The organism is Pseudomonas sp. Leaf434, assembly GCF_001425545.1.
Taxonomy (GTDB): domain Bacteria; phylum Pseudomonadota; class Gammaproteobacteria; order Pseudomonadales; family Pseudomonadaceae; genus Aquipseudomonas; species Aquipseudomonas siliginis.
In genome coordinates, this window is the sequence record NZ_LMQZ01000001.1 from 219,614 (window position 1) to 246,133 (window position 26,520).

Annotated in this window: 23 protein-coding genes and 1 pseudogene; 14 read left to right on the top strand and 10 right to left on the bottom strand. The window is 60.5% G+C overall.

The genetic code is table 11. The features are described 5' to 3' along the window. The first annotated feature begins 82 nt into the window (after window positions 1–82). The 3 genes from hmgA to maiA are packed head-to-tail and all read left to right on the top strand — an operon-like array spanning window position 83 to window position 3,343. Window positions 83–1,387: a homogentisate 1,2-dioxygenase gene (gene hmgA, locus ASG55_RS00950; protein ID WP_056782993.1), complete on the top strand. Its 1,305-nt coding sequence runs from the start codon at window positions 83–85 to the stop codon at window positions 1,385–1,387. A 3-nt stretch (window positions 1,388–1,390) separates the two neighbouring features. Further along, window positions 1,391–2,695 carry a fumarylacetoacetase gene (gene fahA / locus ASG55_RS00955; RefSeq protein ID WP_056782995.1) on the top strand — a complete coding sequence of 435 codons (1,305 nt, stop codon included), beginning with the start codon at window positions 1,391–1,393 and terminating at the stop codon, window positions 2,693–2,695. A gap of 12 nt (window positions 2,696–2,707) precedes the next feature. Beyond that, the gene (maiA, locus tag ASG55_RS00960; RefSeq protein WP_056782996.1) at window positions 2,708–3,343 is read left to right on the top strand and encodes a maleylacetoacetate isomerase; all 636 of its coding nucleotides are present in this window, start codon (window positions 2,708–2,710) and stop codon (window positions 3,341–3,343) included. A gap of 139 nt (window positions 3,344–3,482) precedes the next feature. Here maiA and ASG55_RS00965 read toward each other — a convergent pair whose 3' ends face one another. After that, the gene (locus ASG55_RS00965; protein WP_056782998.1) at window positions 3,483–4,286 is read right to left on the bottom strand and encodes a SirB1 family protein; all 804 of its coding nucleotides are present in this window, start codon (window positions 4,284–4,286) and stop codon (window positions 3,483–3,485) included. A gap of 184 nt (window positions 4,287–4,470) precedes the next feature. Between ASG55_RS00965 and ASG55_RS00970 the strand changes: the two genes are divergently transcribed. Next, complete coding sequence (locus ASG55_RS00970) at window positions 4,471–5,490, top strand: Glu/Leu/Phe/Val dehydrogenase family protein (RefSeq protein ID WP_041479665.1); 1,020 nt, start codon at window positions 4,471–4,473, stop codon at window positions 5,488–5,490. A 155-nt stretch (window positions 5,491–5,645) separates the two neighbouring features. Here ASG55_RS00970 and ASG55_RS00975 read toward each other — a convergent pair. Then, a pseudogene (locus ASG55_RS00975) lies at window positions 5,646–5,900 on the bottom strand (YebG family protein); the annotation flags it as partial. Window positions 5,901–6,247: 347 nt separating this feature from the next. Between ASG55_RS00975 and ASG55_RS00980 the strand changes: the two are divergent. Next, window positions 6,248–6,748 carry a phosphate-starvation-inducible protein PsiE gene (locus ASG55_RS00980; protein ID WP_039759287.1) on the top strand — a complete coding sequence of 167 codons (501 nt, stop codon included), beginning with the start codon at window positions 6,248–6,250 and terminating at the stop codon, window positions 6,746–6,748. Here ASG55_RS00980 and ASG55_RS00985 read toward each other — a convergent pair. Together ASG55_RS00985 and ASG55_RS00990 are read right to left on the bottom strand one after the other, a co-directional pair. Continuing rightward, window positions 6,745–7,062 carry a DUF3509 domain-containing protein gene (locus tag ASG55_RS00985; protein WP_056783001.1) on the bottom strand — a complete coding sequence of 106 codons (318 nt, stop codon included), beginning with the start codon at window positions 7,060–7,062 and terminating at the stop codon, window positions 6,745–6,747. The genes ASG55_RS00980 and ASG55_RS00985 overlap by 4 nt on opposite strands. Window positions 7,063–7,325: 263 nt before the next feature. Next, on the bottom strand, window positions 7,326–8,702 hold the full coding sequence (locus ASG55_RS00990) for an L-serine ammonia-lyase (RefSeq protein ID WP_056783004.1): 1,377 nt from the start codon (window positions 8,700–8,702) through the stop codon (window positions 7,326–7,328). 135 nt (window positions 8,703–8,837) lie between these two features. Between ASG55_RS00990 and ASG55_RS00995 the strand changes: the two genes are divergently transcribed. Beyond that, window positions 8,838–9,785 carry a LysR substrate-binding domain-containing protein gene (locus ASG55_RS00995; RefSeq protein ID WP_016771630.1) on the top strand — a complete coding sequence of 316 codons (948 nt, stop codon included), beginning with the start codon at window positions 8,838–8,840 and terminating at the stop codon, window positions 9,783–9,785. Window positions 9,786–9,985: 200 nt separating this feature from the next. Continuing rightward, window positions 9,986–10,393: an HPF/RaiA family ribosome-associated protein gene (locus ASG55_RS01000; protein ID WP_016771629.1), complete on the top strand. Its 408-nt coding sequence runs from the start codon at window positions 9,986–9,988 to the stop codon at window positions 10,391–10,393. A 1,085-nt stretch (window positions 10,394–11,478) separates the two neighbouring features. Here ASG55_RS01000 and fecA read toward each other — a convergent pair. The 3 genes from fecA to ASG55_RS01015 form a co-directional block, all read right to left on the bottom strand. Next, window positions 11,479–13,812: a TonB-dependent Fe(3+) dicitrate receptor FecA gene (gene fecA, locus ASG55_RS01005; protein ID WP_056783006.1), complete on the bottom strand. Its 2,334-nt coding sequence runs from the start codon at window positions 13,810–13,812 to the stop codon at window positions 11,479–11,481. A gap of 178 nt (window positions 13,813–13,990) precedes the next feature. Next, window positions 13,991–14,923 (bottom strand): DUF4880 domain-containing protein, encoded by a 933-nt coding sequence (locus tag ASG55_RS01010; protein ID WP_056783008.1) that lies wholly within the window; start codon window positions 14,921–14,923, stop codon window positions 13,991–13,993. Then, window positions 14,920–15,450, bottom strand: a complete 531-nt coding sequence (locus ASG55_RS01015; protein WP_056783009.1) for a sigma-70 family RNA polymerase sigma factor — start codon at window positions 15,448–15,450, stop codon at window positions 14,920–14,922. Before ASG55_RS01015 ends, ASG55_RS01010 begins: the two co-directional genes overlap by 4 nt. 146 nt (window positions 15,451–15,596) lie before the next feature. On the opposite strand from ASG55_RS01015, the gene ASG55_RS01020 reads away from it, so the two are divergent. From ASG55_RS01020 to ASG55_RS01045, 6 genes are all read left to right on the top strand, one after another. Beyond that, window positions 15,597–15,902 (top strand): DUF3649 domain-containing protein, encoded by a 306-nt coding sequence (locus tag ASG55_RS01020; protein WP_056783011.1) that lies wholly within the window; start codon window positions 15,597–15,599, stop codon window positions 15,900–15,902. Next, a complete protein-coding gene (locus tag ASG55_RS01025) occupies window positions 15,899–17,482 on the top strand; it encodes a PepSY-associated TM helix domain-containing protein (RefSeq protein ID WP_056783013.1) in 1,584 nt (527 codons plus the stop codon). Before ASG55_RS01020 ends, ASG55_RS01025 begins: the two co-directional genes overlap by 4 nt. Beyond that, the gene (locus ASG55_RS01030) at window positions 17,482–17,808 is read left to right on the top strand and encodes a DUF3325 domain-containing protein (RefSeq protein ID WP_056783015.1); all 327 of its coding nucleotides are present in this window, start codon (window positions 17,482–17,484) and stop codon (window positions 17,806–17,808) included. Before ASG55_RS01025 ends, ASG55_RS01030 begins: the two co-directional genes overlap by 1 nt. A 1-nt stretch (window position 17,809) precedes the next feature. Next, entirely contained in the window at window positions 17,810–18,376 is a 567-nt protein-coding gene (locus ASG55_RS01035; RefSeq protein ID WP_056783017.1) for an RNA polymerase sigma factor, read from the top strand. Further along, window positions 18,373–19,362 (top strand): FecR family protein, encoded by a 990-nt coding sequence (locus ASG55_RS01040; RefSeq protein ID WP_056783019.1) that lies wholly within the window; start codon window positions 18,373–18,375, stop codon window positions 19,360–19,362. Before ASG55_RS01035 ends, ASG55_RS01040 begins: the two co-directional genes overlap by 4 nt. A 211-nt stretch (window positions 19,363–19,573) precedes the next feature. Next, entirely contained in the window at window positions 19,574–22,003 is a 2,430-nt protein-coding gene (locus tag ASG55_RS01045) for a TonB-dependent siderophore receptor (protein WP_056783021.1), read from the top strand. Window positions 22,004–22,335: 332 nt separating this feature from the next. Here the strand turns inward: ASG55_RS01045 and ASG55_RS01050 are convergent, their stop codons facing one another. Further along, a complete protein-coding gene (locus ASG55_RS01050; RefSeq protein ID WP_056783023.1) occupies window positions 22,336–23,211 on the bottom strand; it encodes a helix-turn-helix domain-containing protein in 876 nt (291 codons plus the stop codon). 140 nt (window positions 23,212–23,351) lie between these two features. On the opposite strand from ASG55_RS01050, the gene ASG55_RS01055 reads away from it, so the two are divergent. Further along, window positions 23,352–24,254 (top strand): DMT family transporter, encoded by a 903-nt coding sequence (locus ASG55_RS01055; protein WP_056783026.1) that lies wholly within the window; start codon window positions 23,352–23,354, stop codon window positions 24,252–24,254. A gap of 18 nt (window positions 24,255–24,272) precedes the next feature. Here the strand turns inward: ASG55_RS01055 and ASG55_RS01060 are convergent, their stop codons facing one another. Together ASG55_RS01060 and ASG55_RS01065 are read right to left on the bottom strand one after the other, a co-directional pair. Continuing rightward, window positions 24,273–24,782 (bottom strand): DUF2165 domain-containing protein, encoded by a 510-nt coding sequence (locus ASG55_RS01060; RefSeq protein ID WP_041479679.1) that lies wholly within the window; start codon window positions 24,780–24,782, stop codon window positions 24,273–24,275. A gap of 140 nt (window positions 24,783–24,922) precedes the next feature. Next, on the bottom strand, window positions 24,923–25,897 hold the full coding sequence (locus tag ASG55_RS01065; protein WP_056783028.1) for a 2-hydroxyacid dehydrogenase: 975 nt from the start codon (window positions 25,895–25,897) through the stop codon (window positions 24,923–24,925). Window positions 25,898–26,520: the final 623 nt, after the last annotated feature.

The following is a 26,520-nucleotide window of genomic DNA, read 5'->3' on the forward strand; positions in this document are numbered from 1 at the left end:
TTACGATAATAACAACCCCGGCGTGCCGAGACCTCTGAGCCAGAGCGATGGGCCACTGCCGACTCCCTGTTCAGGAGGCTCCATGAACCCCGATTCAACCGCGCAGGACCTGGTTTACCAGTCCGGCTTCGGCAACGAATTCAGCACTGAAGCGTTGCCCGGCGCGCTGCCCGTTGGCCAGAACTCTCCGCAGAAAGCCCCGTACGGCCTGTATACCGAGCTGTTCTCCGGCACCGCGTTCACCATGCCGCGCAGCGAAGCGCGGCGCACCTGGATGTACCGGATTCAGCCGTCGGCCAACCACCCGGCGTTCGTCAAACTGGAACGGCAACTGGCCGGCGGACCTTTGGGTGAAGTGACGCCCAATCGCCTGCGCTGGAATCCATTGGAGCTGCCGACCGAGCCAACGGATTTCATCGATGGTCTGGTCAGCATGGCGGCCAATGCTGGCGCCGAAAAACCTTCCGGCATCAGCATTTATAACTACACCGCCAACCGTTCGATGGAGCGGGTGTTCTTCAACGCCGATGGGGAAATGCTGCTGGTACCGCAACTCGGTCGCCTGCGTATCGCCACCGAACTGGGCGTACTCGAAGTGGCGCCGCTGGAAATCGTCGTTCTGCCGCGTGGCCTGAAATTTCGCGTCGAACTGCTCGATCCACAGGCACGCGGCTACCTCGCCGAGAACCATGGCGCGCCGCTGCGCCTGCCGGATCTGGGGCCGATCGGCAGCAACGGTCTGGCCAATCCACGGGATTTCCTCACCCCGGTCGCTGCCTACGAAAACCTGCAGCAACCGACTACTCTGGTACAGAAATTCCTTGGCCAGTTGTGGGCGACCGAACTCAATCACTCACCGCTCAATGTGGTCGCCTGGCACGGCAACAACGTGCCGTACAAATACGACCTGCGCCGTTTCAACACCATCGGCACGGTGAGTTTCGATCATCCCGATCCTTCGATCTTCACCGTATTGACCTCGCCGACCAGCGTGCACGGTCTGGCCAACCTCGATTTCGTGATCTTCCCGCCGCGCTGGATGGTCGCCGAAAAGACCTTCCGGCCACCGTGGTTCCACCGCAACCTGATGAACGAATTCATGGGCCTGATCCAGGGCGAATACGACGCCAAGGCCGAAGGCTTCGTGCCCGGTGGCGCTTCGCTGCACAGCTGCATGAGCGCCCACGGCCCGGACGGCGAAACCTGCACCAGGGCGATCAACGCCGAGCTTGCACCTGCAAAAATCGATAACACCATGGCCTTCATGTTCGAGACCAGCCAAGTGCTTCGTCCAAGTCGTTTCGCCCTCGAATGCCCACAGTTGCAACCCAGTTACGACGCTTGCTGGGCGACGCTGCCCGCCACGTTCGACCCGACCCGGAGATAACCCATGACACAGAATTCCATCCCCCGCAGCTGGGTCGCTTCGGCCAACGGTCACAGCGATTTCCCCTTGCAGAATCTGCCGCTGGGCGTGTTCAGCCTCAAGGGTTCTGCGCCGCGCGCTGGCGTGGCGATCGGCGAGCACATCTTCGATTTGCAGGTGGCGCTTGAGGCCGGTCTGTTCGACGGTGTCGCACGCAGTGCGGTGGAAGCCATGCACGGCGGGCAGTTGAACGCGTTCTTTGAACTTGGCCGTGAGGCGCGGGTTGCCTTGCGCGAACGCCTGATCGAACTGTTCAGTGAAGGCAGCACCCTGCGTGGCAACATCGAAGCGCAAGGCGCGAAACTCTTGCCGCTGGCTGCCGATTGCCAGATGCACCTGCCGGCACGGATCAGCGATTACACCGACTTCTACGTCGGCATCGAGCACGCGCAGAACGTCGGCAAACTGTTCCGCCCGGATAACCCGCTGCTGCCGAACTACAAGCACGTGCCGATCGGTTACCACGGTCGCGCTTCCACGGTGCGAGCGTCCGGCACCGACGTGCGCCGGCCGAAAGGCCAGACGCTGCCGGCCGGCCAGACCGAACCGGTATTCGGTCCATGCGCGCGTCTGGATTACGAACTGGAACTGGGTATCTGGATCGGCCAGGGCAATGAGATGGGCGAGCCGATTGCCATCGGTGACGCTGCCGAGCACATCGCCGGTTTCTGCCTGCTCAACGACTGGTCGGCGCGGGATATCCAGGCTTGGGAATACCAGCCACTCGGCCCCTTCCTGTCGAAGAGTTTCATCACCAGCGTCTCGCCGTGGGTGGTGACGGCTGAAGCACTGGAACCATTCCGCACGGCGCAACCGGCGCGCCCTGAAGGTGATCCGCAGCCGCTGCCGTATCTGCTCGACAAGCGCGATCAGGATGGCGGCGCCTTCGACATCGAGCTGGAAGTGCTGTTGCGTACCGAAACCATGCGCGAGCAGAACCTGCCCGCCCATCGTTTAACCCTGAGCAACACCCGCTACATGTACTGGACCGTCGCGCAAATGGTTGCGCATCACAGCGTCAACGGTTGCCAGTTGCAGGCCGGCGATCTGTTCGGTTCGGGCACTTTGTCCGGCCCGGAAAACGGCCAGTTTGGCAGCCTGCTGGAGATTACCGAGGGCGGTAAGAAACCGATCGAACTGGCTTCCGGCGAAGTGCGCAAATTCCTTGAGGACGGTGACGAAATCATCCTGCGTGCCCGCTGCGCCCGCGACGGTTTTGCCTCGATCGGCTTCGGCGAATGTCGCGGCACCGTGATCGCTGCGCGCTGACGGGAGCGGCTTATGGATCTCTATGGCTATTACCGTTCCACTTCGTCGTATCGGGTGCGCATTGCGCTGGCGTTGAAGGGCCTCGATTACCAGGCGTTGCCGGTCAACCTGATCGCACCGTCGGGCGGTGAACATCGGCAACCGGCGTATCTGGCGCTCAATCCGCAGGGCCGGGTGCCGACCTTGCGCACCGATGATGGTGCGCTGCTGATTCAATCGCCGGCGATCATCGAGTATCTGGAAGAGCGATACCCGCAGGTGCCGTTGCTGCCGGATGATCTGCTGGCGCGCGCGCAGGTGCGCGGTGTCGCGGCGGTGATCGGCTGCGATGTGCACCCGCTGCACAACGTCAGCGTGCTCAATCGCCTGCGCCAGGCGGGGCAGAATGAGGCGCAAGTGGTGGAGTGGATCAGCCATTGGATCAGCCAAGGGCTGGCAACGGTGGAGCAGTTGATCGGCGACAGCGGTTTCTGTTTTGGCGAATGGCCGTGCGTGGCAGATGTGTATCTGATTCCGCAGTTGTATGCGGCTGAGCGGTTCAACGTCAGCCTGGAGGCGTATCCGAAAATTTGCCGTGTGGCTGCGTTGGCGGCTGAACATCCGGCGTTTATCAAGGCGCATCCTGCCAATCAACCAGACACCCCGTAATTCCTGTGGGAGCGAGCCTGCTCGCGAAGACGGAGTGTCAGTGGCCTTTCATTCAGCTGACACACCGCTTTCGCGAGCAGGCTCGCTCCCACACAGGTTTGTGTGGGCCTCAAGGATGGTGGCAGCCTGCGGAAGGTAGTTAATGCACGACGGAGTTGGGCGGCAGATGGCCGAGGCGTTCGGTCAGGCGCAGGCGCTGGATAGGGTCTTCGCTGAGCAATAACGCATGCTCCAGATCGAAGCGTTCAGCGTTCGGGCAATCCAGCCGTTGATACAGACTGGCCCGGGCCATGTAATCGGAGGCCTTCGCATCGCCCAGTTCGAGCACTCGTTCTGCGTCGATCAGCGCGGCGATGTGATCGTCGTGGGTCAGGTGCAATTGGCGCAGGTTGCGTGACAGACGTTGCAGCATCTGCACCGGCGTTGCGCTCAGCAAATGTTCGGCGCTGAGCTGCATGTTCGGCCCGTATTGGCGTTGCAACAGTTCTCGGCAGTCATTGGGATACAGTCGCCGCCCGCCGCAAGGATCGAGCAAGTGGTCGGCGCCGGGTACCCGCAGCAGAAAATGTCCGGGGAAGTTGACCCCGACCAGAGGAATCTCCAACCCACGCGCCAATTCCAGTGCGATCAACGCCAATGCCAACGGCTGACCGCGTTGGGTGTGCAACACGCGATGCAGCAGCGCCGCCTGCGGGCGCAGCGGCAGGAAATCATCCTGCGCGAAACCGAGATCGACCATGCGTCGCAACAGCGGTTGCGCCAGTTCGCTGACCGGCAGCATCGGCAGCCCATAGCTGACGCGTAGTTGCAGATCCTTGAAGGTGCGCAACCATGCCTCGGGCTCGAGGGTTTTGTCGTGCTCGGCACTTATCCACAGCGCAGCTTCCAGCAGGGCCGGCGGTGAACGATGCAGGCATTCGAAAAAGCGTTGGCGCGCACTCATCAAAATCTCCCTCCAATGCCTCGTTTTAGCCCCGTCCGGGTTGTTCGTCCAGTGCCGGGCGCGTTGAGCGCGAGTTATAGCGGCGCAGCATTGTCCGCTCGGCGGCTCATGCCGGTGCGCGCCAGCAATTTTCAGGGGCAAGCCTATACTGGCGTTCTACAAGAAGTGATTCGGGAGCCTGTCGATGTTCGCTCTCATGCAAAGCACTCGCCTGGAATCGCTGCACCTGAGCGTGGACCCGGCCACCGGGTTGAAGGCGGTCATTGCCATTCATAACAGCCATCTGGGGCCAGCCCTGGGTGGGTGCCGTTACCTTGCCTATCCCAACGACGAATCTGCGGTCGAGGACGCCATTCGCCTGGCGCAAAACATGAGCTACAAAGCGGCGCTCGCCGGCCTCGCGCAAGGTGGCGGGGTGGCGGTGATCGTGCGCCCGGCCCATGTCGAGAATCGCGCCGCGTTGTTCGAGGCTTTCGGACGTTGCATCGAGCAACTCGACGGCCGCTATATCACCGCCATCGACAGCGGTACGTCAGTGGCGGACATGGACTGCATTGCCCAGCAGACCCGCCACGTTACCAGCACCACTTCGGCAGGCGACCCGGCGCCGCATGCGGCCATGGGCGTGTTCGCCGGCATACGCGCCACGGCGATGGCGCGCCTGGGCAGCGACAACCTCGAAGGTCTGCGCGTTGCCATCCAGGGGCTTGGCAATGTCGGTTTTGCGCTGGCCGAGCAACTGCACGCGGCAGGCGCCGAGTTGCTCGTCAGTGACATCGACCACGGCAAGGTGCAACTGGCGATGGAGCAGCTCAATGCTCACCCGATCGCCAACGACGCATTGCTCAGCACGCCGTGCGACATTCTCGCGCCGTGCGGGTTGGGCGGTGTGCTCAACAGTCACAGCGTTTCACAGCTGCGCTGCTCGGCGGTGGCCGGTTCGGCGAACAATCAACTTTCCCATCTGGATGTGGCGGATCAACTGGAACGGCGCGGGATTCTTTATGCGCCGGATTATGTGATCAATGCCGGCGGGCTGATTTACGTATCGCTTAAACATCGCGGTGAGGAGTTGCCGACGATTACGGCGCATCTGTCGAAAATCAGTTCGCGGCTGACCGAAGTCTTCGCCCATGCTCAGGCGGAAAAACGTTCGCCGGCGCGGGTGGCGGATGAGTTGGCCGAAAAGGTTTTGTATCGCTGAAAGCAAAAGATCGCAGCCTTCGGCAGCTCCTACATTCCGAGTGCAGGAGCTGCCGAAGGCTGCGATCTTTCTAATTACTTCGGCGCTTTCGCTGGTTTGGCTGGCTTCGCCGGCGCCTCATCAGGTTCTGCCGCTTCAGCTTTTTCGACAGGCTCGGCCGGCGCATTGATCAGCTCCGACAGCGCATCGGGCTGGCTCTTGAACGCTCTGGCGAACACATCGCGATTCTTCGCCATGTAGATCCCGGCTTCTTCCACTTGCTGTTCAGTCAGGGACGGAACGGCTTTTTGCAGCACATCGGCCAGATATTCGGCCAGTTCGAGCATTTTGTCATGACGATCAGCTTCGGCTTTATCCATGAACAAGCGCTCCAGATCTCGGCTGCTGCGGTATACCACTTCGACGGCCATTCACCACCTCACATGCCTTCACATTAAGTTGTCTTGACGACTACTGTATCCATATACAGCGAAAAGGATAAGCGAATCCCTGCGCCATGGGTAGTGGCTTTTCAATGTAGACCGGATTTGGGGTTTGTCAGGGGTACGGTGTGGCTGCTATTCGCGAGCAGGCTCGCTCCCACGGGGATTGTGCAAAGCCGCGAGCCTGCGACCAAACGCCACGGCGCGGGATTTGCGGCGGATCGCCATGATGCGTGGCCCTGAACCTGCATGAAAACCGTTGCTACAAGGCGCGCGCGCAAAACCGTCACGTGCGATACGCATCATCCGCCCGAAACGGGCTAAGGAAACTCATCGTGAAAATAAATTGGGCCGAGAAACTGCGGCGTAACGTGCATCAACTGGCCGAGTCCCTGGGCAACCTGTTCGTCGAAACCTTTCACTATCTGGCGCTGTTCGCCATCGGTGCGGTGACAGCGTGGGCGGCGGTGATGGAGTTTCTCGGGATGCTCGAAGTCGGGCACATCAAGATCGATGACATTCTGTTGCTGTTCATCTATCTGGAACTGGGCGCGATGGTCGGGATTTATTTCAAGACCAACCACATGCCGGTGCGCTTCCTGATCTACGTGGCGATCACTGCACTGACGCGCCTGCTGATCTCCAACGTCTCGCACCACAACCCGCCGGACATGGGCATTATCTACCTGTGCGGCGGCATTCTGCTGCTGGCGTTTGCGATCCTGGTGGTGCGTTACGCTTCGTCGCAATTCCCCTCAGTGAAGATCGAGAACCCGCAGCGCAAGCTCGGCACGGGCTCCAGCGAACATCCTGAAGTGGAGAAGGGCGAGCTTTAAAGGCCCGCCGCCTGGCCCGGCTGGCCCTTGACGCGTGGCGGTGGCGGGGTCAGCCCGGCGCCGCTGGTCATGGCTTCGAGAATCGACATGGCGCTGTGGCCCTGTTCGATGGCGATGCCGAACTGGATGCTTTGCACCAGCCTCTTCAAACGCTCGGGATCGTTGCGCTGTTCGGAACTGATCATGCGCTTGGCCACAATGCGGCCGGCGTTGGACAGGGTCAGCATGATGCTGCCGTCCAGGCCCTGAATGCTCAGATTGATCTGATAGTCCGGCGCGAAAGCATCGGTAATGATCTGAAATGGGTTGTCCATGATGCGTCACCGCCTGATTGAACGTGCAGTTGTTGACCGGCCATGATCCGATTTGGTTCGCAACACCAGACCACTGGCATCTCGTTCGCTGAGGTTTGCAATGTCCGTTTGCCTCAAGGGTGATGTAGCAAGGGGCATGCCGGAAAAATTGTCGAACAATAAACACGGTGAAAAAAACGGCGAGCCTCGGGGCTCGCCGTTTTTTGTGGCGCGTTTTCAGGGCAGGAATGAGCGGATGATCGCTGACAGTGCAGTCAGGCCGATCAGCACTCCACCCAGTTCACCGCCAGCCCGCCCCGCGAGGTTTCCTTGTACTTGTCGTGCATGTCGGCGCCGGTGTCGCGCATGGTGCGGATCACCCGGTCGAGGGAAATGAAGTGATTGCCGTCGCCGCGCAGGGCCATTTGCGTGGCGTTGATCGCCTTCACCGCCGCGATGGCATTGCGCTCGATGCACGGCACTTGCACCAGGCCACCGACCGGATCGCAGGTCAGGCCGAGGTTGTGTTCCAGGCCGATTTCGGCAGCGTTCTCCAGTTGCTCCGGTGTCGCGCCGAGGACGTCGGCGAGGCCGGCGGCGGCCATTGCGCAAGCTGAACCGACTTCGCCCTGACAGCCGACCTCGGCACCGGAGATGGAGGCGTTTTTCTTGCACAAAATGCCCACGGCGGCTGCACCGAGAAAGAACGCGACGACGTCATCGTCAGACGCATCCGGATTGAATTTCATGTAGTAGTGCAGAACGGCCGGAATGATCCCGGCGGCGCCATTGGTCGGTGCGGTGACCATGCGCCCGCCGGCGGCATTTTCTTCGTTGACGGCAAGGGCGAACAGGTTGACCCATTCCATCGCCGACAGGGTCGAACTGATCACATTCGGTTTGCCGATTTCCAACAGGCTGCGATGCAGTTTCGCCGCGCGGCGCGGTACTTTCAGACCGCCGGGCAGGATGCCTTCGTGGCGCAAACCTTGTTCGACGCACTCGCGCATCACTGACCAGATGTGCAGCAGGCCTTGGCGAATCTCGGCATCGCTGCGCCAGGCGCGTTCGTTGGCCATCATCAGTTCGGACACGCGCAGATTGTGCTTTTTGCACAAAGCGAGCAGTTCGGCGGCGCTGGAAAAATCGTAGGGCAACACCACGTCGCTGGCTGGCGCCACGCCAGACTCGGCTTCAGCCGCTTCGACGATGAAACCGCCGCCCACCGAGTAATAGGTTTGCGTGAGCAGCTCGGCGCTTTCGCCAAATGCGCTCAGCGACATGGCGTTGGGGTGGTAGGGCAAGCTCTCGTCGAGCAGCAGCAGATCGCTCTGCCAGTCAAACGCAATCGAGCGTTGACCGGCGAGGGACAATTGCCCGGTTTCGCGCAGTTGCTGACTGCGTGGATCGATGGTCGAAGGATCGATGCTGTCCGGCCACTCGCCCATCAGGCCCATGACCGTCGCGCGATCGGTGGCATGGCCAACGCCGGTCGCAGACAGTGAGCCGTACAGACGAATTTCCACCCGTCGCACGTCATAGAGCAGATGTTGGTCGATCAGGGCCTGGGCAAACGTCGCCGCTGCACGCATCGGACCGACGGTATGGGAACTGGACGGGCCGATGCCCACTTTGAATAGATCGAAAACACTGATAGCCATGCTAAACCCTTACAAGCAATGGAGTAGGAATCGCTGCCATTTTTTGTCGGACAAGCGCAATGTCGGCGATACTGCCTGCCTTGCTTCGAGGTGACCAACGAAACCTCCTAAGACAGCCTTTAGCAGGACTAAACAATGAGTCGTCAATTGCATGCCCAGACCTACGTCTGGCTGCAGGTGTTTGCCTGTGCCGCGCGGCACCTATCGTTCACCCGTTGTGCCGAAGAGCTGCACATCACCCCGGGCGCGGTCAGCCAGCAGATCCGGCAATTGGAGGAGCGCCTGGGCTTTCGCCTGTTTCATCGGCGCGCGCGGGGCGTTGAGTTGAGTGCACAGGGGCAGCGGCTGGCGATTACCGTCAATGAAGCCTATGGCAGCATTGATGCGGAGCTGCGCCGGCTGGACGCCGGGATGATCAGCGGGACTCTGCGGTTGCGGTCGATCCCGTCGTTTCTCGGCAAGTGGCTGACTCCGCGCCTGCCGCGCTTGCAGCAACGCTTTCCGGACATCCAGTTGCGCCTGGTGGCCGAGGACAGCAGCGTGCCCTTGCATGAGGGCGATTTCGATCTCGCCATCGATCTCAACGACGGCAGCTACCCCGGATTGTTATCCACAGCCTTGCTCGACGAGCAGATATTTCCGGTGTGCGCGCCGAGCCTGCTGCGCGGGCGACCGCCGTTGCACGGGCCGGCGGATCTGGTGCATTTCCCGCTGCTGCACGACATCACCGCCTGGCGTGGCAGTTACGAATACGCGGAATGGGAGTTCTATTTGAATGCGATCGGCTTCGAAGGCGCCGATGTGCGGCGCGGCCACACGTTCAATCGCAATCACCTGACCATCGAAGCGGCGATCGCTGGCATGGGCGTGGCGATTGCCCGGCGCACGTTGCTCAACGATGAGCTGGAGCGCGGCACTTTGATCGTGCCGTTCGGCTTGTCGGTGCCCAACCATAAACGCTACGTGCTGTTGTATGCACCGGGGGCGTTGAGCCATCCGGGCGTGCGCGCTGTGCATGACTGGCTGGTGGAGGAGGCGGGGATTTTTCGCAGCCTGCACCCGCTGAATGAGCAACAGATGTGAGCAGATTTTTCTGCGGAGCGGGTCGACCCAACTCCCGACATTAACAGCGCCTAGCCCGGTTGTCCGGCTTTTTTTGCGAATGAATATTTTTCTTTTTTCAGGGGTTGAAATGTTCGTCGCTCGGGCCGATTGTTGTAACCAGGAGGTCAGGAAATTCAACTCAAGGCCTCCAGCGAGCTAGCTGAAATAAGGGATGAACTATGCAAATCCAAGTCAACAGCGATAACCATATTCAAAGCAGTAAGCGACTGGAGGAGTGGGTACGTACAACTATTGAGAGCACGCTCGACCGTTATGAAGAAGACCTGACCCGTGTCGAAGTCCATCTGAGCGACGAGAACGGCGAAAAACCAGGTCCCCATGACTTGCGCTGCCAACTGGAAGCGCGGCCAAAAGGCCACCAACCGATTTCCGTGACCCATAAAGCCGATTCGCTGGAACAGGCGATCGACGGTGCTGCCGAGAAACTCGAGCACAAACTGGATCATCTGTTCGGCAAACTGCGAGGTAAACCACGCGCCGCTGTAGTGCCATTTACCGGCAAAGCCAACGACAAGCTGTTGGCGGAAGAATTTGACGAGAACGAACAGGCAGCGATCAACAGTTGATGCGCTGATTTCACAAGTAACCAAAGGAGAACGGGCCTGCTGATGCAGGCCCGTTTTTTGTTTGTGGTGTTGGTGATTGCTCGCAGGGTTTAAGACCGTAGCCCCTCACCCCAGCCCTCTCCCGAGGGAGAGGGAGCCGATTCCGGTTGTTTTCAAGTCCAGCGTTCGGCTCGATATTGCAGGCGAGCGTAAATCGTAAATACACCTCGGTCAGTCCCTCACCCTCTGGGAGAGGGAGCCGATTCCGGTTGTTTTCAAGTCCAGCGTTCGGCTCGATATTGCAGGCGAGCGTAATCGTAAATACACCTCGGTCAGTCCCTCACCCTCTGGGAGAGGGGGCCGATCCCGGTTGTTTTCAAGTCCAGCGTTCGGCTCGATATTGCAGGCGAGCGTAANGTAAATACACCTCGGTCAGTCCCTCACCCTCTGGGAGAGGGGGCCGATCCCGGTTGTTTTCAAGTCCAGCGTTCGGCTCGATATTGCAGGCGAGCGTAAATCGTAAATACACCTCGGTCAGTCCCTCACCCTCTGGGAGAGGGGGCCGATTCCGGTTGTTTTCAGGTCCAGCGTTCGGCTCGATACTGCAGGCGAGCGTAAATCGTAAATACACCTCGGTCAGTCCCTCACCCTCTGGGGGAAGGGGCCGATTCCGGTTGTTTTCAAGTCCAGCGTTCGGCTCGATATTGCAGGCGAGCGTAAATCGTAAATACACCTTGGTCAGTCCCTCACCCTCTGGGAGAGGGAGCCGATTCCGGTTGTTTTCAAGTCCAGCGTTCGGCTCGATATTGCAGGCGAGCGTAAAGCGTAAATACACCTCGGTCAGTCCCTCACCCTCTGGGAGAGGGGGCCGATCCCGGTTGTTTTCAAGTCCAGCGTTCGGCTCGATATTGCAGGCGAGCGTAANGTAAATACACCTCGGTCAGTCCCTCACCCTCTGGGAGAGGGGGCCGATCCCGGTTGTTTTCAAGTCCAGCGTTCGGCTCGATATTGCAGGCGAGCGTAAAGCGTAAATACACCTCGGTCAGTTCCCTCTCCCTTTGGGAGAGGGTTAGGGTGAGGGGCTTTTGATCTTCGATGGGGTGGGGTCAGAACGCCACCGACGTCTGCACATAAACCGTCCGCGGCTCTCCCACGTACTTGCCCTTGTTGTTGTCATCGAACGAGCGTGTGAAGTACTGCGTGTTGAAGATGTTCTTCACCCCCACCGCCACATTCAAATCCGACAGTTGCGGTCCGAAGTCATACCCGGCGCGGCTGCTGAACAGCATGTAGCCAGGGATCTTGCCGGTGCTGCCATCGGCACTTTCCTTCGAGGTGTTGGCGTTGTCGGCAAACTGGTCGCTCTGGAAGCTGCTGTCCAGATTCAGCTTCCATGGCCCTTCGGTATAACCGACGCCAATCGTGCCTTTGTGCTTGGAGGAAAAAGGCACGCGGTTGCCTTTGTTCGGCCCGTCTTCGCGAATGGTCGCATCGACATAGGCATAACTGGCGTAGACATCGAAACCGGCCAGCGCCGGGCTCAAGTCGTCGAGCGCGTAATTGACGCTGGTCTCGATGCCCTGATGGCGGGTTTCGCCGCGAGCGATCACCGAGTCGTTGGTCTGGTTGCTTTCGTACTGGTTGTCGAAGTTGATCAGGAACGCGCCGATTTCCGCGCGCAGGGCACCGTTGTCATAGCGCGTGCCGAGTTCCCAGGTGCGGGCCTTTTCCGGCTTCACTTCGCCGCTGCTGACCCGGTTGGGCATCTGGCTGTACTGCACGCTGCCGAATGAGCCTTCGGTGTTGGCGTACAGATTCCAGCTGTCGGTGAGGTGATAGAGCACGTTCAGCGCCGGCAGCGCGGTGTTGTAGTCGCCCTTGTATTTGACGTTGGTCAGGTTGTTGGTCTGTTGCGACTCGATCATCTCGTAGCGCACGCCCGGGGTGATGGTCCATTTGCCGATGTCGATGCGGTCATCGACGAAGAATGCGTTGGCCTCGGTACCACCGCGAGTGTCACGGTCGTTGCGGCTGCTGGTGGTCGGGTATTCGTTGGCGCTGATCGGCGTGCGATAACGCAGTTCGTGGCCGGCCTCATTGATGTAGCGGTAGCCGACGCCGACTTCGTGGCTGCTCGGACCCAGGTCGAAGCCTTGGGCGAAACGGGTTTCCAGACCACGCACCCAATACTCGCGAGGCGACAGCGAAAGAAACGTGCCCTGATCCAGATAACCGCTGCGCAGGGTTTTGGTGAAGAAGGTGTTGGCGGTGAATTCGCGGCGATCTTGCTGATAGCGATAGCCGAAGTTGAACATCGTGCGGCGCCCCCAGAACTGGTCTTTCGGTCGCGTCGACTGATACGGATCGGCATCGTAATCGGCGACATTGAGACCGCCGGGCATGTCGGCCTTGCCCTCGTAATACTGGGCCATGGCGTTGAAGCTGTTGGCGTCGTCGAGTTGGTACTTGCCCTTGAGGATCAGGTCGTCGATCTCGGTATCGCTGTGTTCACGCCAGTCACCACCACGGGTGCCGGAGTACAGCAAGGCGCCACCGAGGCCGTTGGCGTTGGTGCCGCCGGCCAGCAGATTGGCGCTGGTCTTGAAACCGTCGTGGCTCGACGATGGGCTGGTTTCAGTCTGCAAACCTCCCTTGACCGTTGGCTCGTCGGGAATCGCCCGGGTCACGAAGTTGACCACGCCGCCGACGTTCTGCGGGCCGTAACGCACCGCGCCGCCGCCACGCACCACGTCCACCGCATCCATGTTGCCCATGCTGATCGGCGCGAACGAAAGCTGCGGCTGACCATACGGCGCGAACGGCACCGGGATGCCATCCATCAATACTGTCGAGCGTGCGGCCAGGCGTGGATTCAAACCACGAATGCCGAAATTCAGTGCCATGTCGTGGCTGCCCGTGCCGTTGTTCTCCGGCGCATTCACACCGGGGATGCGATTGAGTACATCGCGGGCCTGGGTCGCGCCCTGGCGTTCGAATTCTTCGCGGCGGATCACATCACGCGCCCCGGGGTGTTCGAAGACGTTGATCTGCGCTGCATCGCCGAGCCAGTCGCCGACCACGGTCGAAGTGCCCAGCTCCAGCGCCGCGTCAGCCAGCGGTTGCAGGCTGAAGGCATTGTCGCCTTCGGCGCGGGCTTGCAGGCCGGTGCCTTCGAGTAAGGCGTCAAGGCCTTGTTGCGCGGTGTAGTTGCCTTCCAGACCACGGCTCTGCACACCGCTGGTGACTTGCGAACCGAAGGAAATCAGCACGCCTGCTTCACGGCCAAACTGGTTCAGCGCGGTTTCCAGCGACGCCGGGGCGATGTGATAAACCTTGGTCTCGGCGCCCAGCGCAGCGGGCAGGGCGGTGAAACTCAGGCTGGCGCCGAGCAGAAGATTGCGCAGGCTGCGGGCCAGTGGCGTAAGGCGGGTGGGCTGCATGTGGATGATCCTGAGAAGGTGGAATCAAGGGGGCTTTCCTTCTCTGTCACGCCAGATCTGAAAAACGGCTCATTTATTTTTTCAGAATCAAAAGATCGCAGCCTTCGGCAGCTCCTACAGAAAAAATGCATTCCAAATGTAGGAGCTGCCGAAGGCTGCGATCTTTTGATCTTGCTTTCTAAACCCGCGCTTCGACGCTCACCCAATAACGGGTAAAGCGCTTCACTCTGACCGGCAGACTGATCTGCAACAGGTCGAGAATCCGCTCGCTGTCATCCAGTGGATACGTCCCGGAAATCAGCAGATCGGCAACCTGACTGTCGCACCGCAGCTGCCCGCGCCGGTAGCGGCCAAGCTCTTCGAGGAAATCGCCGAGGCGCATATGGGCGGCGACCAGCATGCCGTCGGTCCATGCACCGCTGTTGGCGTCCAGCGGTTTAGCCTCGCTGACCGAGCTGGCAGTAAAACTCAACTGCCGCGCGATCGGCAGCAGCAGGGGCGCGCGCTGGTTGGCGATGAGTTCGACTCGTCCTTCGAACAGGGCGATCTGCGTGCGATCAACAAACTGCCGCACATTGAGGCGCGCACTTTGGGTTTTCAGCACACCGTGTGCCGTACGTATTTCGAACGGATTTGCAGCGCTCAACAGCATTTCGCCTTCAAGCAGACGAATCAACCGCTGCGCACCATCAACATCAACCGAGCTGGCGGTATTGAGCTGCAACGAATCGGCACCGCCCAAGGCAATCTTGCGTCGCTGGCCGACCGGCGTGCGGTAATCGGCGAGCAGCGACGGCAACGGAGTGTGCTCGCGCATGCCCCAGGTCGCCGCTGAGCCGGCACCGAGAATCAGCAACATTTTCAGCGCCTGACGGCGGCTGCCGGACTTCGGTCCGTTCAACGCGGCGTGGGCCAACGGCGACGACACGCCGCGCAAGCGCTGGTTGACCCGTTGCATGTGTTCCCACGCTCGGCGATGTTCGCTGTGCGCATCCAGCCAGTGTTGCCAGGCCTGCTGCTGGCGCGGTGTGAGGGTGCCCTGCTGCATTTCCAGCAACCAGTGCACCGCCTGTTCGGCGACTTGCGCGGAGAAATCCGGCGTGCGATTCACAGGGCGAAATAGCAGCGCATGGCCGCTTTGTTCAGATGGCGTTTGACCGTGGCCACCGAGATTCCCAGTTCTGCGGCGATCTGTGGATAAGTCAGACCATCGACCTGAGCGAGCAGGAACGCGCGTTTGATCTGGCGCGGCAAACCGTCGAGCAGCTCATCGAGTTCGACCAATGTCTGCAGGATGATCGCTTTGTGCTCTTCCGACGGCGCGACCATTTCCGGCATCTGCGCCAGCGTCTCGAGGTAGGCGCGTTCCACATCCTGGCGTCGGTAATGATTGAACAGCACGCGCTTGGCCAGCGTAGTGAGAAAGGCGCGCGGTTCGATGATCACCGGTGGCTCGCGGGCGGTCAGCACCTTGATGAACGTGTCCTGGGCCAGATCCGCCGCGCTGTCGGGGCAGCCGAGCTTGCGCCGCAACCAGCCAGTGAGCCAGCTGTGATGAGCGTGGTAGAGCGATTCGACGGAATGGGCGGGCGGCAACGAAATGACTCCGGACGCAAAACTTGCGTAGAGAACGTGCATTAGAGAACAAGAACGGTTCGCATTGTAGAGGCTGGCGACAGTGTCCGGCAATCAGATGCTTTTGCGTATGAGAATATTTATCATTAATATTGCTCGCCTGTAGATTCGGCTTGTCGGCCGAACGTTTTTCGTTTCAGGGTCGAAACATGAAAGGCAAACTCGCAACCCTTCCCATGTCCTATCGTCTGGCCGTCACTTCGCGGGTACTGGCGGCGATTTTCGGCGGCTATCTGGTCGCGGCGCTGGCCAGTGTCACCCTGACGTTGTGGCTGCCGCTGAACCGCGCCGAAGCGGTGGTCACTGGCATGACCATGTCCTTTCTGGTCTATCTGGTTGCCGTGCTCTGGTGCTTTGCCTGCCGCAGCGCGTGGTCGGCGTGGGTCGGCCTGTTGGTGCCGAGCGTGATTCTCGCCACCGTTTCCGGTGCCGCGCGCGGTCTGGGGCTGGCATGAAGGAAGGGTTCCGGCAGGCGATGGCCTGGCTGCACACCTGGGCCGGGCTGGTGTTCGGCTGGTTGCTGTTCGCGATTTTCCTCACCGGCACGCTCGCTTACTTCAAAGATGAAATCAGCCACTGGATGCAGCCGGAGATCGCTGCACATTCGCTTGACAGCGAAGCGAGCCTGGCGCTGGCGCAAGATTATCTGCAGCGACACGCCGCCGGTGCCTCGCGCTGGCTGATCGATCTGCCCGATGCCCGCGACCCCGGCCTGACGGTGCGCTGGCAGCAGGCGCCGGGCAAACCCGGCGAGCGCGGCCGCTTCGAATCCCGAACCCTCGATGCTCAAACCGGAGTCGAAGTACAGGGTCGCGAAAGCATGGGCGGCGAGTTCTTTTACCGTTTCCACTTCCAGTTGCAGATGCCTTATCCGTGGGGTCGCTGGCTGGCGACCCTCGCTGCGATGGTGATGTTCGTTGCGTTGATCAGCGGCATCATCACCCACAAGAAAATCTTCAAGGACTTCTTCACCTTCCGCCCGCGCAAGGGCCAGCGTTCCTGGCTCGACGGGCATAACGCTGTGGGTGTGCTGGTGCTGCCGTTTCATTTGATGATCACTTACAGCAGCCTGGTGATTTTCATGTCGATGGTCATGCCCGCCAGCATCGTCGCCTCTTACGGCAGCGACGTGCGCAAGTTCTACGACGAAGTCTTTCCCGCCTCGAAGACGCCCGAGCGCGCCGATGTCGCCGCACCGCTGACCGCCATGGCGCCGCTACTGGCCAAGGCCAGCGAGCAGTGGTCGGGCGGCCATACCGCGCGCCTGTCGGTGAGCAACCCGGGCGATGCCAGCGCCACGGTGGTGCTGTCCCGCGCGGGCGATCGGGTGGTGCATGATTTCGGCCGGGCGGTGACTTTTAACGGGGTCACCGGGGAGCAACTCGGCAGCACACCGGATCAGCCAGCGGCGATGGCCGTGGGTGGCGCGTTTTACGGTTTGCACATGGGCCATTTCGCCGGGCCGCTGTTGCGCTGGCTGTATTTCATTTGCGGGCTGGCCGGCACGGCAATGATCGGCACCGGGCTGGTGATCTGGCTCGGCAAGCGGCAGCTCAAGCACGTGAAAAGCGCGGCGCTGCCGTTCGAATTGCGCCTGGTCGAGGTGCTGAATATCGCCAGCATGGCCGGCCTGGTATCGGCGGTGGCGGTGTTTTTTCTGGCTAATCGACTGTTGCCGGTGAGTCTGGCGGGGCGGGCCGATTGGGAAGTAAATGCGTTCTTCATAGCCTGGGGCCTGAGCGTTGTGCACGCGGTGTTGCGTCCGGGACGCAAGGCGTGGATCGAACAGCTGACGCTCGGCGCTGCGCTGTTTATCGCGGTGCCGCTGATCAATGCGCTGACCACGCCGTGGAATCTTGGCGCGACCCTGATGCAGCGCGACTGGGCACTGGCCGGATTTGATCTGACGTGTCTGGCGACGGGGCTTTTTCTCGGCTGGGCTGCGCGCAAGATGCAGCGTCCGGGCGACCGCGTCAGCGTTCGCAAAGCAAGTTCTTCGCCTCGCTCGATCACAGTCGAACAGGGGGCCAACTGATGCTGCTGGCCCTGTTGCTCACCTATGCCGGCTTCACCGCGTTGTGCCTGTCGATGCCACGTCATCACGCCGAGTTGCTCGGCGCCAAACCGTCGATGCGCCGCCGTCAGGGTCTGGCGTTGGCGGGATGGCTGTTGCTGGCGCTTTCGCTGTGGGCGGCGGTGGCGGCCGGTGGCTGGAGTTTCGGTCTGGTCGACTGGTTTGCAGTGCTGATGCTCAGCGCTTTGGCATTGGTGCTTTTGCTGCCGTATCGCCCGCGTCTGGCCATCGCACTGGCCGGGTTGAGCCTGTTGGCCAGCCCGGTCGCCGCCTGGGCGCAGTGCTGAAGTGCTGATCGGTCTGCCACCGGAATCACGCGATGACGAAGCGCGTGGCGCGCGTGCGCATTTTCTCCAGGTGTTTCTGTCCCAGCGTGCGCAAATGGAAGCGCTGGTGAACCGCCGCGTCGGTTGTCGGGCGACCGCGGCGGATCTGGTCCAGGATCTGTTTTTGCGCTTCTGGCGGCGGCCGCTGGTCCAGGTCGAAGAGCTCAGCACTTATCTGCTGCGCTGCGCCGGCAACATCGCCATCGATCATTTACGCAGCGAAGGCACGCGCACGCGGGTCAACGAAGGCTGGCAGCCGGACGAATCCGACAGCTACGGCAGCGAACCCCAGGCTGCCCTCGAAGCCGGCAACGATCTGCGCCATGTCGAAGCGGCGTTGCGCGCCTTGCCCGAGCGTACCCGGCAGATTTTTCTGCTCAATCGCATTCATGGGCGCAAGTACGCCGACATCGCCAAGGCCATGGGCCTGTCCCAAAGTGCCGTGGAAAAACATATGATGCGCGCCCTCGAGGCCTGCAAGGCCAGCCTGCGCGACCCCGCGCCACGCCTGCCAGGGAAAGCACCGTGAAGCCATCCGATCCGATCACACCGACACCGGCTCAGGAGCAGGCCGCGCTGGCCTGGCTGAGCCTGTTGCACGACCGCCCGAGCACTGGCGATCAGCTGACCTTCAGCCAATGGCTGCGCGCCGACCCGGCCCATGCCCAAGCGTATGCGCAGGCGCAGGTGATCTGGGAACTCAGCGAAAGCCCCGCGCGCACGCTGGCCGATGAAGAAGCGCTCGCGCTGCAAGGTTATCTGCAGGCGATGGACGCCCCGCGTCGTTCGCCGATGTTGCGTTGGTCGGGCGCGCTGGCGCTGGCCGCGTGTCTGCTGTTGATGGTCAGCCTCGGCACGGGGTGGCAGGCGCAGCGCTGGCTCGACGATCTGCGCGCCGATCATGTCTCCACGCCTGGCGAAATTCGCACGGTGATCTTGGCCGATCAATCGCAAGTGACGCTGGATGCCGACAGCGCGATTGCTGTGGATTTCAGTCATGGTCAGCGCCGCGTGAAATTGATCAGAGGCGCTGCTTTCTTCAGCGTCACCCACACCGGCGATCCGTTTGTGGTGGCGGCGGAGCAGGGCGAGGCGCGGGTGCTGGGCACGCAGTTCGAAGTGCGCCGGCAACTCCACGGCGCGCAAGTGACGGTGTTGTCCGGACGTGTCGCGGTGACGGCGGACGAGCACGGTCAACAACAGATTCTCACTGCTGGTCAGCAAGTTGCTTATGCCGACGGCACTGCGGAAAAACTGCATGCTGTGGACAGTGAAGCGCAACTGGCCTGGCGTCAGGGTTGGCTGACTTACTACAAGACCACGCTGGCCGAAGTTGTCGAGGATCTGCGCCGCTATTACCCGGGGCGGATTGTGCTGCTCAACGATGAGCTGGCGGCGCGCAAGGTCAGCGGCAGCTTTCCGAGCAAGGATCCGCAAGCGGTGCTCAATTCGCTGCAAGGGGTATTGGGGTTTGAGCAGCATCGGGTGTTGGGGCAGCTGATTATTTTGCGCTGAGGCTGCCGGCCTCTTCGCGAGCAGGCTCGCTGCCACAGGGAACGCATTCCAAAGGTGGAGCGAGCCTGCTCGCGAAGGCGTCAGCCCAGGCAACAAATCCCCCGCAAAATATTTTCAAATTAAAGGTGAGGTAACCCCGAGCCCCATCCGTGTAGTGACTGAAACTGCGAGCCATTCGCATCCGTTGCGGTTCTACACAGGTCATTGAGCAATGAAGTCCAGGGCAAAATCCGGTTCGGTCAAACAGTGGTTAAGCGTGTCGGCGTTGAGTTTTTCATCATTGGCATTGCTGCCGATGAGTATCGCGCTGGCGGCAGAAGCGGTGAGCAATCAGGCGCAACAGCAATTCAATTTTGCCCTCGCCGCCAAACCATTGCCGCAAGCCCTGAGCGACTTCAGCCGCGTGACCGGGCAAAGCGTGGTCTACACCGATGAAGCGCCGTACGGCCTCAATGCTCCGGCAGTCAACGGCCAGATGAGCGCCGAACAGGCGCTGCAACGCCTGCTCGGCAATTCCGGCCTGAGCTTTCGCCGCACCGACAGTCATACCCTGGCGCTGGAGCCGATGCCGACCGAAGGGGCGCTCAATCTCGGCGCCACCACCATCACGTCCACGCGCGACGAATCGATGAGCTATCAGCCGCCGGAAACCAGTTCGGTGATGCGCTCATCGGCGTCGCTGCAAGAAATTCCACAGACGGTCAATGTCATCCCGGCGCAGGTCATTCGCGATCAGGCGCCGCGCAATCTCGATGACGCGCTGGCCAATGTCAGCGGCATCACTCAGGGCAACACCTTGGGCAGTACCCAGGACTCGGTGATGACTCGCGGCTTCGGTGACAACCGCAATGGCTCGATCATGCGCGACGGCATGCCGCTGGTGCAGGGTCGTGGCATGAACGCGACCGTGGATCGCGTCGAAGTGCTCAAGGGTCCGGCCTCGCTGCTCTACGGGATTCAGGATCCGGGTGGCGTGGTCAACCTGGTCAGCAAGAAGCCGGAACTGACCCAGTACAATGCCGTGACCGTGCGCGGTTCGAGCTACGGTGACGGCAAGAATGGCAGCGGTGGCGCCTTTGACAGCACCGGTGCGCTGGGCGACTCCGGCTTCGCCTATCGCATGGTCGTCGATCATGAAGACGAAGATTACTGGCGCAACTTCGGCACCCACCGCGAGACGCTGATCGCACCGTCGCTGGCCTGGTACGGCGAGCGCACCAAGCTGTTGTTCGCCTACGAGCACCGCGAGTTTCTCACCCCCTTCGACCGTGGCACGCTGATCGATCCGCGCACCAACCATCCGCTGGATATCTCGCGCAAACAGCGTCTCGACGAGCCGTTCAACGACATGGAAGGGCGCTCGGACCTCTACCATTTCGAAGCCGACCACGAACTCAACGACGACTGGAAAGCCCACTTCGGCTTCAGCTGGAACCGCGAAACCTACGACGCCAGCCAAGTGCGCGTGACTGCGATCGACACCAACAAAGGCACACTGACCCGCAGCATGGACGGCACCCAGAATGCGATCAGCACCGATCGTTTCACCACCGCCAGCCTCGAAGGCAAGGTGAATGTACTGGGCATGCAGCATGATCTGGTGTTCGGCGTCGATGACGAGTACCGCAAGATCTACCGCGAAGATCTGATCCGGCAGAAAAGCCTGACCACGTTCAGCTATCTCAACCCTGTGTATGGCCGCGAAGTGATGGGCACTACGGTGAGTGCGCCCGACAGCGCGCAGACCGATAAGCTGCGCAGCGATTCGCTGTTCCTGCAGGATTCGATTCACCTCAACGAGCAGTGGATTCTGGTCGCTGGCGGACGTTTTCAGGAGTACGACCAGTACGCCGGCAAAGGCGTGCCGTTCAAGGCCAATACCGACAGCAATGGTCAGAAATGGGTGCCGCGCGCCGGTGTCGTGTATCGCTACTCCGACGCGCTGTCGTTCTACGGCAGCTACACCGAATCCTTCAAACCCAACTCGACCATCGCCCCGCTGAGCGGCAGCAGCACCGTGCTCGACGGCAGCATTGCGCCGGAAGAAGCCAAGTCGTGGGAGCTGGGTGCGCGGCTGGATATGCCGGGCAGCATCACCGGCAATATCGCGTTGTTCGACATCAAGAAACGCAACGTGCTGGTGGCCAACTCCGAAGGTCCGACGACGATCTACAGCGCCGCTGGCGAGGTGCGTTCCCGTGGGTTGGAAGTCGACCTGAGTGGGCAACTCAGCGATCACTGGAACCTCATCGGCAGCTATGCCTACACCGATGCCGAAGTCACCGAAGACCCGGAATACAAAGGCAAGCGCCTGCAAAACGTAGCGAAGAATTCCGGCTCGCTGTCGGCGGTGTATGACTTCGGCAATGTGTTTGGCGGCGACCAACTGCGTGTCGGGGCGGGGGCGCGATATGTCGGCGAGCGTGCCGGCAACGCGGTGAATGATTTTGACCTGCCGAGCTATACCGTGGCGGATGCGTTTGCCACTTACGACACCACGGTTGAGGGGCAGAAGGTCAAGTTTCAGTTGAACGTGAAGAACCTGTTTGATCGCACTTATTACACTTCTTCGGCGAGCCGCTTCTTTGTGTCGATGGGGGATTCGCGGCAGGTTTCGCTTTCCAGCACGCTGGAGTTTTGAGGCAAGATCAAAAGCCCCTCACCCTAGCCCTCTCCCGGAGGGAGAGGGGACTGACCGTGGGATATTCCAGAGGTACACCGACTTGAACGTGTTGCTTTGAATCCATAATCGATTCGGTGTTTCAGGTCGACGTACAGTGCAAGACAACTCGGTMRGCCCCCTCTCCCTCTGGGAGAGGGGGGCTGACCGTGGGATATTCCAGAGGTACACCGACTTGAATGTGTTGCTTTGAATCCATAATCGATTCGGTGTTTCAGGTCGACGTACAGTGCAAGACAACTCGRTMGGCCCCCTCTCCCTCTGGGAGAGGGCTGGGGTGAGGGGAAAAGGGCTCAACGCAAAAACGCCTGCCGATACTCGCCCGGCGTCCCACCCAAAACCTGCCTGAACCGATTGGTAAAATGGCTCGCACTGGCAAACCCGCACGCCAGTGCAATCTCCCCCAAGGGCAGCGCCGTGCCGCGCAACAATTCCCGCGCCCGGCTCAAGCGCCGCGCCAGCACATATTGATGCGGCGGCAGGCCGAAGCTCAGGCGAAACATCCGCGCAAAGTGATATTCCGACAGTGCACACAGCCCGGCCAGTTGCCCGAGGCTGATCGGCTCGGCCAACTGGTTGTCGATGAACTCCACCAGTTGTCGGCGCTGATGCGGTGCCAGCCCGCCCTTCAAGCGCAAGCCGTGTCGCGCACCGACCTGGCTGAGCAAGGTGTGGCTGATCAATTCATGGGCGAGGCTGCTGGTCAGCAAGCGCTCGGCCGGCTCTTGCCAGTTCAGGTTCAGCAATTGCCGAAAGCGCTGCGCCTGCTGCGGATCTTCGAGAAAGGTCTGCTCGCGTAATTGCATTTCGCGCGGTTCGCGATCGAGCAAAGTGACGCAACCGAGGGCGAATTGTTCGGCGCTGAAATACAGGTGCGCCAAGCGGATGTCGCCATTGATCACCCAGCCCGATTCATGGTCGGCCGGCAGGATGCACAGCTTGTCCGGCCCGCCTTTGCGGCCCGGCTGGCCACGACGGAATGTGCCGGTGCCGCCGGCGACGTAGCAGGACAGCGTGTGATGACTTGGCGCTTCGTATTCCTGGGCATCGTGGTGGTTGGTCCACAAAGCCGCAGACATGCCGTCACCGAGCTCGGCGCTGTGCACAAGGCGTGCATTCGGCGAGCGGTTGAGGGCTTGAAAGACTTGCAGGGTATCGATAGCGGCCATGTTCGGTTCTCTCCAACGCTTTGCATCCTACTCCGTAGAGGCCGCGCTGCCAGCCTGCCGCCAGACAAAAGCGCAAGATTGTGCAAGCGTCGAAGGCTGCCCAAGGCAGACACTCAAGGCCTGTTTAAGGAGTGTTGGCCATGAACCTGTCGTTGTACTTGCTGACCGTACTGATCTGGGGCACCACTTGGATTGCCTTGAAATGGCAATTGGGCGTGGTCGAAATTCCGGTGTCGATTGTCTATCGCTTCGGCCTGGCTGCGCTGGTGTTGTTTGCCCTCTTGCTGCTCAGCCGGCGTCTGCAACCGATGAACCGCCGTGGGCATTTGATTTGTGTGGCTCAAGGGTTATGTCTGTTCTGCGTGAACTTCATGTGTTTTCTGACCGCCAGTCAGTGGATTCCCAGCGGTCTGGTGGCGGTGGTGTTTTCTACGGCGACGTTGTGGAACGCGCTGAACGCGCGGGTGTTTTTCGGCCAGCGCATTGCGCGCAATGTGTTGATGGGCGGTGCGCTGGGGCTGTTCGGTCTGGGGCTGTTGTTCTGGCCGGAACTGGCCGGGCATCAGGCCAGTCCGCAAACCCTGCTGGGGCTGGGTCTGGCGTTGTGTGGCACCTTGTGTTTTTCAGCGGGGAATATGCTTTCGAGCCTGCAACAGAAGGCCGGCCTCAGACCGCTGACCACCAACGCCTGGGGCATGGCCTACGGCGCGGCGATGCTGACGGTGTGGTGTCTGTTCAACGGCATACCCTTCACCATGGACTGGTCGCCGCGATATGTCGGTGCGCTGTTGTATCTGGTGATTCCCGGCTCGGTGATCGGCTTCACTGCGTACCTGACGCTGGTCGGGCGCATGGGCCCGGAGCGGGCGGCTTACTGCACGGTGCTGTTCCCGGTGGTGGCGTTGAACGTGTCGGCGTTTGCCGAAGGTTATCAATGGACCGCACCGGCGCTGGTCGGGCTGGTGTTGGTGATGTTGGGCAACGTGCTGGTGTTTCGTAAACCGAAAGTGCTGTTGTCTGCAGGTCAAGGGAAGTTGGCTTGATAAAGCGAGCGCTGATACTCAGCGCTCAACTTTCAAAGTGATGTAGATCATTACCGGGAAGATGAAGTCGACAATATGTCGCGCCCAGTCCTTGGCATTCCAGGATTGCGAAGTGTCCATGTCGAACCACTCGACGCCGACCGTTTGCAGGCATACGTAGTAGATGAAGATGGCGACCAATATGCCCATGATTGAAAACTTCTTGGCTTCATGAAATGCCGCTGGCGATGCATCGATGTAGCGATACAACTGGTAAGTACCGATCAGGCAAAGCACGGTATAGGTGACTTCCATAGTGATGATGAACCAGTAGATCCGGTGATGGATCATCGGCGAATCGATCGCGCGGTACATGATGTTTTCGCTGGCGTTGGTGGTGTCCATGCTCAGGATATGTGCAACGTAAGTATAGTTGGACTCATAGTCAGTGAAGTTATGGATCATCACCAGCAGGCCAAAGAAACTTATATAAGCCATCAAGATGACTTTGCTGAAACGAATGAGTTTGTCGGTGGTCAGGGTGTTCACGGGGTTGGCTCTCCATGGCAATTAATCAATAAGTTGATAAGTTGCGAGAGCTTATATTGCTGTTACTTGGTCTGGCGTTTTTGTTCGGTTGCAAGTTATGTAAGGTGAAGGCCGGCGTAATATTGCGCCGGCCCTTTTTTTCAGCCGCGCCAGACTTGCGGGTTGACCAGATCCTGCGGCCGTTCGCCGAGCAGGGCGCTGCGCAGGTTGGCCAGGGCGCGGTTGGCCATGGCTTCGCGGGTCTCGGTGGTGGCCGAGCCGATGTGCGGCAGGGTCACGGCGTTTTTCAACTGGAACAGCGGCGATTCGGCCAGCGGTTCTTTTTCGTAGACGTCCAGCCCGGCGCCGCGGATGCGGTTGTTTTGCAGGGCTTCGATCAGTGCCGGTTCGTCGACCACCGGGCCGCGCGAGATGTTGACCAGAATAGCGCTCGGCTTCATCAGCGCCAGTTCGCGATGGCTGATCAGGTGGCGGGTCTTGTCGCTCAACGGCACTACCAGGCAGACAAAATCGGCTTCGGCCAGCAGTTCATCCAAGCTGCGGAACTGCGCGCCGAGTTCCTCTTCCAGTTCGGTCTTGCGGCTGTTGCCGCTGTAGATGATCGGCATGTTGAAGCCGAAGCGCCCGCGCCGGGCGACAGCGGCGCCGATGTTGCCCATGCCGACGATGCCGAGGGTCTTGCCGTGCACATCACTACCAAACAGCGGGGCGCCGACGCTGGCCTGCCATTGCCCGGCCTTGGTCCAGGCGTCGAGTTCGGCGACGCGGCGGGCGCTGCTCATGATCAGGGCGAAGGCGAGGTCGGCGGTGCTTTCGGTGAGCACGTCGGGGGTGTTGGTGAGCATGATCCCGCGTTCGTTGAAGTAGTCGAGGTCGTAGTTGTCGTAGCCGACCGAGACGCTCGAGACCACTTCGAGTTTTGTTGCGCTTTGGAGTTGTGCGCGGCCGAGTTTGCGGCCGACGCCGATGAGGCCGTGGGCGTGGGGCAGGGCTTCGTTGAACTGGGCGTTGATATCACCGGTCTTGGGGTTGGGGACGATGACGTCGAATTCTTCTTGCAGGCGTTCGATCATGGGCGGGGTGATGCGGCTGAAGGCCAGGACTGTTTTTTTCATTGGGCTTGGGCTCGTCGGGGCTTGATTGCAAGCACGCTAACATTTTCTCGCTCGGGTTGTCTTGGCGGCCTCTGGGCCGGCCATGCCTTGGTTTGTCTGGTGTGAATATCCGAAGGTTTCGGTGCGGCGGCTGGCGGTTTCGCCTGACGGCGACTTACTTTTTTACAAGCGCCTAAAAAAGTAAGCAAAAAACGCTAGCTCCTGCGTTCGGCCCTCGCAGGCTCSGGTTTGCTTCGCTGCACCTACACTCGCTGTGTACGACTGCGTCGTACGGTCGCTGCGCTCCCACGCCCGGATCAATCCCTCCACTCAGCCTTCCGACGTCGCCGGTGGATCAAGATCAAAAGCAGTACTCGAGCTTGCGCTCATTGTTGAGTGGGGCGGCTGCGCCGCGGGCAGCTGCGCTGCTTTGCCTTTGCTTTTGTGGGAGTGAGCCTGCTCGCGATGGCGGCCTGACAGCCGACCTGTTTCTCGCTGATGTACTCGATTCAAACTGTGGGAGCTGGCTTGCCAGCGAAGGCGGCCTGACAGTCGACCTGTTTCTCGCTGATGTACTCGATTCAAACTGTGGGAGCTGGCTTGCCAGCGAAGGCGGCCTGACAGCCGACTCATATCTCGCTGAT

Excerpts from the sequence above, each read along its gene's own strand:
- hmgA (WP_056782993.1), top strand. The coding sequence starts at position 83 with ATGAACCCCGATTCAACCGCGCAGGACCTGGTTTACCAGTCCGGCTTC.
- fahA (WP_056782995.1), top strand. The coding sequence starts at position 1,391 with ATGACACAGAATTCCATCCCCCGCAGCTGGGTCGCTTCGGCCAACGGT.
- maiA (WP_056782996.1), top strand. The coding sequence starts at position 2,708 with ATGGATCTCTATGGCTATTACCGTTCCACTTCGTCGTATCGGGTGCGC.
- ASG55_RS00965 (WP_056782998.1), bottom strand. The coding sequence starts at position 4,286 with ATGAGTGCGCGCCAACGCTTTTTCGAATGCCTGCATCGTTCACCGCCG.
- ASG55_RS00970 (WP_041479665.1), top strand. The coding sequence starts at position 4,471 with ATGTTCGCTCTCATGCAAAGCACTCGCCTGGAATCGCTGCACCTGAGC.
- ASG55_RS00985 (WP_056783001.1), bottom strand. The coding sequence starts at position 7,062 with ATGGACAACCCATTTCAGATCATTACCGATGCTTTCGCGCCGGACTAT.
- ASG55_RS00990 (WP_056783004.1), bottom strand. The coding sequence starts at position 8,702 with ATGGCTATCAGTGTTTTCGATCTATTCAAAGTGGGCATCGGCCCGTCC.
- ASG55_RS00995 (WP_016771630.1), top strand. The coding sequence starts at position 8,838 with ATGAGTCGTCAATTGCATGCCCAGACCTACGTCTGGCTGCAGGTGTTT.
- ASG55_RS01000 (WP_016771629.1), top strand. The coding sequence starts at position 9,986 with ATGCAAATCCAAGTCAACAGCGATAACCATATTCAAAGCAGTAAGCGA.
- fecA (WP_056783006.1), bottom strand. The coding sequence starts at position 13,812 with ATGCAGCCCACCCGCCTTACGCCACTGGCCCGCAGCCTGCGCAATCTT.
- ASG55_RS01015 (WP_056783009.1), bottom strand. The coding sequence starts at position 15,450 with ATGCACGTTCTCTACGCAAGTTTTGCGTCCGGAGTCATTTCGTTGCCG.
- ASG55_RS01020 (WP_056783011.1), top strand. The coding sequence starts at position 15,597 with ATGAAAGGCAAACTCGCAACCCTTCCCATGTCCTATCGTCTGGCCGTC.
- ASG55_RS01025 (WP_056783013.1), top strand. The coding sequence starts at position 15,899 with ATGAAGGAAGGGTTCCGGCAGGCGATGGCCTGGCTGCACACCTGGGCC.
- ASG55_RS01030 (WP_056783015.1), top strand. The coding sequence starts at position 17,482 with ATGCTGCTGGCCCTGTTGCTCACCTATGCCGGCTTCACCGCGTTGTGC.
- ASG55_RS01045 (WP_056783021.1), top strand. The coding sequence starts at position 19,574 with ATGAAGTCCAGGGCAAAATCCGGTTCGGTCAAACAGTGGTTAAGCGTG.
- ASG55_RS01050 (WP_056783023.1), bottom strand. The coding sequence starts at position 23,211 with ATGGCCGCTATCGATACCCTGCAAGTCTTTCAAGCCCTCAACCGCTCG.
- ASG55_RS01055 (WP_056783026.1), top strand. The coding sequence starts at position 23,352 with ATGAACCTGTCGTTGTACTTGCTGACCGTACTGATCTGGGGCACCACT.
- ASG55_RS01065 (WP_056783028.1), bottom strand. The coding sequence starts at position 25,897 with ATGAAAAAAACAGTCCTGGCCTTCAGCCGCATCACCCCGCCCATGATC.